The organism is Deinococcota bacterium (assembly GCA_030858465.1).
In the GTDB taxonomy this organism is placed as follows: domain Bacteria; phylum Deinococcota; class Deinococci; order Deinococcales; family Trueperaceae; genus JALZLY01.
On sequence record JALZLY010000054.1, the window covers coordinates 1 to 7,694 of the forward strand.

Genomic DNA, 7,694 nt, shown 5'->3' on the forward strand with positions numbered 1-7,694 from the left:
ATCGGCTCGAGTTTGCCCTACACCTTTAGGGCGCAGGGCCGCCAGGTCCTCACCCTGGTCGCCCGTTACGGCAGCAGCGAAAGCCGCGCCACCCTGAACGTCGAGGTGGTCAACAGCGCTCCCACCCTCGAGCTACAAAGCTCGGGCGACCCGCGCCAGGGCGAGCCTTACGCCATGACCGCGCTGGTGCGCGACATCAACGAAAGCGACGCCACCCGCCTCTGCGCCAACACCACCTGGGCGGTGGACGCGCCCGACGCGCTGTCGAGCACAACCGGCTGCGGGGTCAGGGTGACGTTTGGCGAGACGGGAGCGCGCTCGGTGCGGGTCAGTACCCGCGACAGCGAAGGGCTGACCGCCTCAGCCACCCGGACCCTGACCGTTCTGCCCCCACCCGAGAACCCCTACCCGCGCATCACGAGCACTGGGGTGTATTCGCGGGACCTCAGACGCATCGACAACACGCCGATAGGTTGCACAGACGTAGCCGTGGCGAACGGCAACACCATCGACTTCCGGGAGAAGGGTTGCACTAACGTAGTCATCATCAATCCGCCGCCTCCGCCGCCGCGCTACTCGGCGCAGGTGGGGGTGGAAAACCCCAGCGGTGAAGCGCTGACCTACGACTGGCGGGTCTTTGTCACCGTCGGCAACAGCGAGACCGAAATCAACAGGGAGCTCGGCTCGAGCAGCCCTTCCTTCACTCCATACTCTCCCGGTAACGCGATAGACGTGACCAACGATTGCCGGGTGACGCTCACGGTCAATGCTCCTGAGCCCAGCCGCAGCAAGAGCTTAACGGTGTGGACGGGCAAGTGCACCTATTACAGCACCCGTCTCAACTAGCCAGCTGAGGTCTTCAGGCCGGCGGTGACGGCCTGTTCGCCCACGGCAGTGGGTGGTGGACTAGGCGCTCGGCGTGCTTGCCGCGAGGGAACCGGCCTCTTAGGCACCCCGTCGCGGCAAGCACGGCCTCGCCGACCCGCGCTCTCTAGCCGCGGGGCGCTAGGTCTGCTACGCTCATGGGGTGGAAAGCGCACAAAACCCGAGCGCCGCGGCGCTGACGCCTCTCCTTGGCCGCCTCAAGCCGGTGGTCACGAGGCGCGCGGGTCTGGCCTTGGGGCTTTGGGGTGAAGCCGGTATCGGCAAGACGTTCGCGGCGCAAAGGCTCCTCGCGGCGGCGACCTGCCGGAGCTTCAGCGTCCACGCGACCGTGCCCCTGGGGGAACTGCTCGAGGCGCTGCCGCGCCCATCCCGCTTGCCGCTCTGGGCACGGCGTTCTGTGGAGAGGCTTGAACGGGGCGAACACGTCGAGCCCTCGACTGCCGCCGACGCTCTAGCAGCGCTCTTGGCCGCGCTCGCGCCCGTCGTCTTGCACATAGAGGACCTGCACGAGGCCGCTCCCGAGCGGCAGGGGCTGTGGCAAGCGCTGGCCGGGCGGGTCAAGCGCAGCCGCGGCGTCGCTTTGCTCGTCACCAGCCGCAGCCTTCCGCCCGAGCCCTTCGAGGCCGAGCGGCTGGCGCCACTTTGCGAAGGGGCGTCACGGGCGCTGCTCGAGGCGGAGGTCGGGGCCAGCCTTTCCCAAGAAGCCAGCGCGTGGATCTACGGGCGCGCCCTGGGCAACCCGCTCTTTACCCTCGAGTACTTTCGCTATCTTGCCCGGCAGGGCTATCTCTGGAGCGACGGCAAACGCTGGCGCTGGCGCGAACCGCCCGAGGCGCTCATGCCGGTCACGGTGGAGGCGCTCATCGAGCGCGCCACCCTGAGCGCGAAGGTGTCTGAGGCTGCCAGGGAGGCGCTCGAGGCTGCGGCCATGCTCTCCTTGGACGCTCCAGCAGGGCTCTGGCCGGCAGTGGCGGGCTTACCCCAAGATCTCCTCGCGGCGGCCACGCTGGAGCTCGAGCGGCAGGGGCTCTTCCGGGGCGGCACGTTCGCCCACCCGCTGTTCCGCGAGGTGACACGCCAGCATCTCGGCGCGGCAAAGCGGCGCGAACTGGCGAGGCGGGCGCTGGCGGCGCTAGAGGAAGACGCCCGGACCGCAGCGGGTTTTGTCGAGGATGCCGGGCTCGAGCCCCACGCGGCGCGGGCGCTGCTGGAAAAGGCGGCGGCGCAGGCGGAAGCAGCAGGCAATGGTGCTCAGGTGGGGCGGTTTTTGGTGAGGATGGTGGCTTACGCGAAAGGCGAGGGGCGGGGACAACTGGCCTTCCGAGCGGCGCAGGCGCTGCGTCCATTCGACCTTGTGGAAGCCACCCGCCTGGCTGAGCAGGCCACAGGCCTTACCCCCGACAACCGCGAAGCCTGCTATCTGCTTTCAGAGTTGCTGGCGATGCAGGGTCACATCAGGCGTGCGGAAGAGGTCCTTGCGCGCCTACCGCAGCCCCTGCAGCGTGACGTGCAGATGCTGGCGCAGCTGGCTAAACTTCGTGCCATAGCGGGGAATGCTGCGGCGGCCGTCGAGCTGTGGCAGGCTCACCCTGAGCTACAAGCCCTGCAAGACCCTGAACTGAGCTACCAGGTGGCATTTGCATTGAATGACCAGGGGGACGCCCAGAAGGGTTTGATTGTGGCTCAAGCGGCGTTGAGCAACCCTCACTTGACAGCGTTGATGCGGGCAAGGCTTCTGAGCGCCTGCTTTGGAGCGCAGTACTATCTCGGCAACTATAGAGCGGCAGAAGGTTATATCGAGGAGGCGCTAGCGACCGCGCGGCGTGAAAACTCGTTGCGCGGTATGGCCTCATGTCTTTTCAATCTTGCTTATGTTCACGCCCAGTTATGTGCGTTTAAGCGGCGCCTCACAGAGCTTGAGGAGGCCCTGACGCTGTTTGGCGCCCTCGGTGACGCCAGGATGTGCGCGCACACCCAGGTCTGCATCGGCGCGCAACTGTCCGCCCTGGGGGAGCCCGAACGCGCCGAAGACATGCTGCTGGAAAGCTTAGCCGTGCTCGAGCGTTTTGATGTATCGGTCGCCCTGTTCGATTGCAAGGTTGAACTCAGCACCCTCTACCTGGAGTGGCGGCCACCCCACGGCGGCGTGCTGGCTCTAAAACACGCCTACGCCTCGTTGCGCCACGCTGAAGCGCTCAACAACCCGCGTAGCCGCCTGTCCGGTCTTTGCGTCGCAGCCTCTGCCGAAGTGCGCTGCGGCTCGCCTCAGCGGGGGCTCGAGCTGGCTCAAGAAGCCTTCGCGGCAGCCACCTCGCTCGACCACCCCTACATGGTTTGTCTCGCGCTGTTGGCGCAGGGGCTAGCGCTCGAGGCGCTCGGACAGTTCCCCGAGGCACGCGACACGCTCGCCGCCGCCCAAAGGCTGACAGGTCGCCCTGGGATGGCGCGTGAAGCCTGCGATATCGGTCTTGAACTTGACCGCCTTAGCGGTGACGCCGGTAGCGCTGCACAGAAGCTCGAGTGGTATCAGGCTCACGGTCTCATGTACGGTGTCCAACGCGTCTACCGGTACTTCCCCACATTGATCTCCAGCCGCGCTCAGGCTCGCCCCGAACCACTGCCTAAGGCGTTCCGCCTCGAGCTCCTTGGCCCTTTGCGCCTCGTTCAAGACGGCGTCGCTCAAGCGGTGCGCGGCCACAAGCGCAAGGAGCTTTTGGCAGGGCTGCTCGAGGCCAGAATCGCCGGACGCAGCGAGGTTGCGCAGCTCGAGCTGCTCTACGCCCTCTACCCCGACGAAACCGAGGACAGCGCCGCTAGCTCGCTCAAACAGCTCGTCTTTCAACTGCGCAAGAGTCTGGGGGCCAATATCATCCTCCGCACCGCCGGCGGCTACGCCTTGGGAAGCGTCGCCTCCGACGTTGAGGACTTCTTCAAGACGGGTGACACGACGCTGTGGCGCGGGCTCTACCGTGAAGACCTCAGCGAGGGCGATGAGACCGTCGCCAGCGCCCTCTACCACGCCTTACAAGGGAGGGCGACCGAGCTGCTCGACAGTCGCCCCACGGAGGCCACCCGGCTGGGGCGGTTGCTGCTGCAAGCCGACCCGTACAACGCCCAGACGTTGCGGCTGACCCTCGAGGCGCTTCGCGTGAGCGGCAACCAGCGGGCCATCGCCAAGCTTTACGAAGCAAGCCGCGAAACCCTCGCCGAGGTGGGTGAGATGCTACCCGAAGCTTGGGGCGACTTTCTTAAACCACCAGCAGCATAGCTTTTGTGACCTCGCACCGGCAAAACCGCTTTTTATAATCGGCATATAACCGGGCCTCGGCTACCCTATGGCGCAAGGAGGTAGATATGACAAGAGGTTTTCTCAGCCCAGCTTGGTCCGCACTGTTCACGCTCCTGCTGCTTTGCTTTGGTAGCGCTCTGGCAGAGCCCACGACAAGCCTCAGCGTGGAGGTGATAGGAGGTGCCCATGCGGGCAGGCACGATTTAGCCTCTGGAGACAGCTACTGCACGATTGGCAGTGGCGACAAGGATAGCTGGTACACGCTCTTTGGTAACGATGCGCCCGGCCCCGCTGGTCTCAGCATCTTTGTGCTCACCATTCCCCATATAGCAACGATTGGCGCGGGTACGTCGGATTTTTCTGTCGTCGCCGGTTTTGGCGCGTATGGCGAGGAGGGGTACACCGAGTACACCTTAGAGCCTGCCCAGGCCAACGGCTCGGGTACGCTCACGCTCCTGCAAGCAGGCCGAAAACGGGCGCTTGTCACGGCTGTGCCTACGGCCGATCCCCTGCCGCGCTGCACTCTGGGCGGCGCAACCCTGGGCGCTTGCCTGCTGGCGCCCTGAAAGGAAAGCGCATGAACAGAGCGAAAGCTTGGATCGTCCTCCTCACCGTCCTGGCGCTTGGCACGGGCATGTGGGCCGTCGCGAGGTCGACCAAGTGGGTTCGGGTGGCAGCGCGGGCGTCGCGAGCTTAAACGGCAAGAGCGGCAGCCTGGTGCTCGAGGCGGGAGACAACGTCACGGTGACCATCGGCGATGACGGCAAGATTACCGTGAGCGCCGCAGGGGCGCACTCACGTTGCCCTACAGCGCCCAGGTGGACAGCGGCGACGCGGCCTTTTCCATCACCAATGCCAGCGCGACAGCGCTAAGAGGCTCGACCACGAACGGCAACGGTGTTTACGGCTTTAGCGACGCCGGGGGCAACGGCCTAAGCGGCTACAGCGAGCAGGGCACCGGAGTCTTGGGCAGCACCAACACGGGAAGTGCGGGTGTCTACGGCTCCGCCAAGAGTTCGTCCGGCTAAGCGTGAGTGGCATCGAGACGCTCTTGCGCGCTTCGGTCGGCGAGCTGGTGGCGGTAGCCGTAATGCCGGGCGTGAGTGAGGCGAGCGTCGAGGTGAGGGCGAGCGAGGAAACCGTTGTGGCTGCCCGACTACAGCGCGGGCCAGCTCCTGGGCTACCGCCGCGAGCAGTTGGGCGATAGCAGCAGCGACCCGCCCGTCTTCACCCTTCTCGGCGCGACCAGCGTCCAAGGCGATCCCTTGGACGCTTCGGGCGACCTCTGGGTGAGCAGTGGCGATAAGGTCGTCAAGTACGAAGCCGCCCAGCTCGCCGCCTCGGGCAGCCCGGCGCCCGCCTTGGTCTTGAGCGGCCTGAGCGGGCTCGACCAGGGCTTTTCGGCCTTCAACCCGCCGCCCGCGGAGTTGCCGATCAGCCAAAGGTAGCCGCCTCGTTATGGCCTGGGCTCGGCGATAGGCCAGCCGAGCCCAGGCCGTTTCGTCGTTCTCGCCTTTCACGGTAGACTGGGTCCGCAACCGAACGGTGACACTAGCCCCAAAGGGAGCAGCGAGGATGCTCCGCTCACATGAAGGGAACGGTGGGATGGATAGGACCCAACGCTACACACGCGTGGACGCTATGTTAAACAAGTATGGCCAAGCGCATCTTCTGGCCTTTTACGACGAGTTGACAGGCGAGGAGAAGGACCATCTGCTGAGCGAGCTCGAGGCCCAGGACTGGCCGAGGCTAGAGGAGCTCATCAGCAGGCAGGTGCTCGCCCAACCGGGCGCGGAGCTGCCCGAGACTATCGAGCCGGCGCCTTACTATCCAAAGACTCCCACGGCCGAGCTCGAGGCCAAATACCAAGAGGCGCGCGCGCTCGGCGAGAGTTTGATCCGTAACGGCCAGGTGGCGGCCTTTACCGTAGCCGGCGGCCAGGGCACGCGCCTCGGCTGGGACGGTCCCAAGGGCACCTTTCCCGCCACGCCCGTGCTCGGCAAGCCGCTCTTTAGGGTCTTCGCCGAGTATCTGCGCAAGGTAGAGCAGAAGTACGGCCGGGCCGTGCCCTGGTACGTGATGACCAGCCCCCTCAACGACGCAGCCACGCGGGCTTTTTTCGAGGCACACGACCACTTCGGCCTGGACCCCGCGAACGTCATGCTCTTCGCCCAGGGCACCATGCCAAGCATCGGCATGGACGGCAAGGTGCTATTGGCTGGCAAAGGCGCCTTGGCGCTCAGTCCCGACGGCCACGGCGGCAGCTTGCGGGCGCTTCATACCAGCGGCGCCCTGGACGATATGGCCCGGCGCGGCGTCACCCAGATCAGCTACTTTCAAGTCGACAACCCGAGCGTCCACTGCGTCGACCCGCTCTTTCTCGGCCTGCACGCCCTGGACAGCGCCGAGATGTCGTCGAAGGGCTTACCCAAGACGGGACCCTCGGAAAGGGTGGGCAACTTTTGTCTCCTGGGCGGCAAGGTCGGCGTCATCGAGTACTCGGACATGCCCGCCGCGCTGGCCGAGGCGCGAGGCGAGGACGGGACGCTCGAGTTCAACCTGGGCTCGATCGCCATCCACGCCCTCGCGGTCGCCTTTGTGCGGCGCTTGAGCGAGGGTGGCCGCTTCGGTCTGCCCTTTCACCGGGCCGACAAGAAGGTGTCTCATGTGGACGTGGCGACGGGGGAGAAGGTCGAGCCCGAGGCGCCCAACGCGGTCAAGCTCGAGCTCTTCGTCTTCGACGCCCTGCCGCTGGCGGAAACGAGCATCGTCTTGGAGACGAGCCGGGTGGAGGAGTTCGCGCCCATCAAGAACGCCGCCGGTGCCGACTCGCCCGCGAGCAGCAAACGGCTCCAGAGCCAGCGCGCGGCGACCTGGCTGGCGCAGGCGGGCGTGGAGCTGCCCTTCGGCGCGGACGGCGAGGTAGAGGCCGTGCTCGAGCTGAGTCCCCTCACCGCCATCTCTGCCGAGGATCTCGCCCAGGCGGATCTGCCCAAACGCATCGAGCGGGAGAGCGAGGTGGTGCTCTAGGCGGTCGTGCGCTGCTGCGCTTGGGAGGTCAGCGCGCGCAGCCTCTCGACGAGCGGCCTGAGCAGCGAAGACTTCATCTTGAGGGCGGCGCGGTTCACCACAAAGCGGGCGGAGGACTCCAACACGACGTCGTGCTCGACCAGGCCGTTGGCGCGCAGGGTGTCGCCCGTCTCGACGATGTCCACGACCGCGTCGGCCAATCCCGTCAAACAGGCGAGCTCGACGTTGCCCGAGAGCTTGATAACCTCGGCCGAGGAGCCGATGCCCCGCAGGTAGCGCTGGGCGACGCGCGGGTATTTGCTGGCGACGCGCGCGATGGGGCTGGAGGCGCCCGCGGCGCGAATCAGCGAGAGGCGGCAGCGGGCAAAGCCCAGGTCCACGGGCTCGTAGACGTTGCGCCCGGCCTCCAGGAGCACGTCCTTGCCCACGACGCCCGCGTCGGCCACGCCGAGTTCGACATAGGTGGGCACGTCGCTGTTGCGCAGCTCGA

7 protein-coding genes are annotated in these 7,694 nt (G+C 66.1%); 6 read left to right on the plus strand and 1 reads right to left on the minus strand.

Going from position 1 to position 7,694, the window contains the following annotated elements; all coding sequences use genetic code 11:
• From M3498_02715 to M3498_02740, 6 genes are all read left to right on the plus strand, one after another.
• Positions 1–846 (plus strand): hypothetical protein (locus tag M3498_02715; GenBank protein ID MDQ3458209.1); only part of this gene is annotated, 846 nt, incomplete at its 5' end.
• Positions 847–1,027: 181 nt separating this feature from the next.
• On the plus strand, positions 1,028–4,153 hold the full coding sequence (locus M3498_02720) for a hypothetical protein (protein ID MDQ3458210.1): 3,126 nt from the start codon (positions 1,028–1,030) through the stop codon (positions 4,151–4,153).
• A gap of 86 nt (positions 4,154–4,239) precedes the next feature.
• The gene (locus tag M3498_02725; GenBank protein MDQ3458211.1) at positions 4,240–4,740 is read left to right on the plus strand and encodes a hypothetical protein; all 501 of its coding nucleotides are present in this window, start codon (positions 4,240–4,242) and stop codon (positions 4,738–4,740) included.
• A gap of 234 nt (positions 4,741–4,974) precedes the next feature.
• A complete protein-coding gene (locus M3498_02730; protein ID MDQ3458212.1) occupies positions 4,975–5,202 on the plus strand; it encodes a hypothetical protein in 228 nt (75 codons plus the stop codon).
• A gap of 114 nt (positions 5,203–5,316) precedes the next feature.
• Positions 5,317–5,622: a hypothetical protein gene (locus M3498_02735; GenBank protein MDQ3458213.1), complete on the plus strand. Its 306-nt coding sequence runs from the start codon at positions 5,317–5,319 to the stop codon at positions 5,620–5,622.
• A 193-nt stretch (positions 5,623–5,815) separates the two neighbouring features.
• Positions 5,816–7,204: a UDPGP type 1 family protein gene (locus M3498_02740; protein MDQ3458214.1), complete on the plus strand. Its 1,389-nt coding sequence runs from the start codon at positions 5,816–5,818 to the stop codon at positions 7,202–7,204.
• On the opposite strand, the gene hisG is transcribed toward M3498_02740, so the two are convergent.
• The coding region (hisG, locus tag M3498_02745; protein ID MDQ3458215.1) for an ATP phosphoribosyltransferase at positions 7,201–7,694 on the minus strand (494 nt) is incomplete at its 5' end. The genes M3498_02740 and hisG overlap by 4 nt on opposite strands.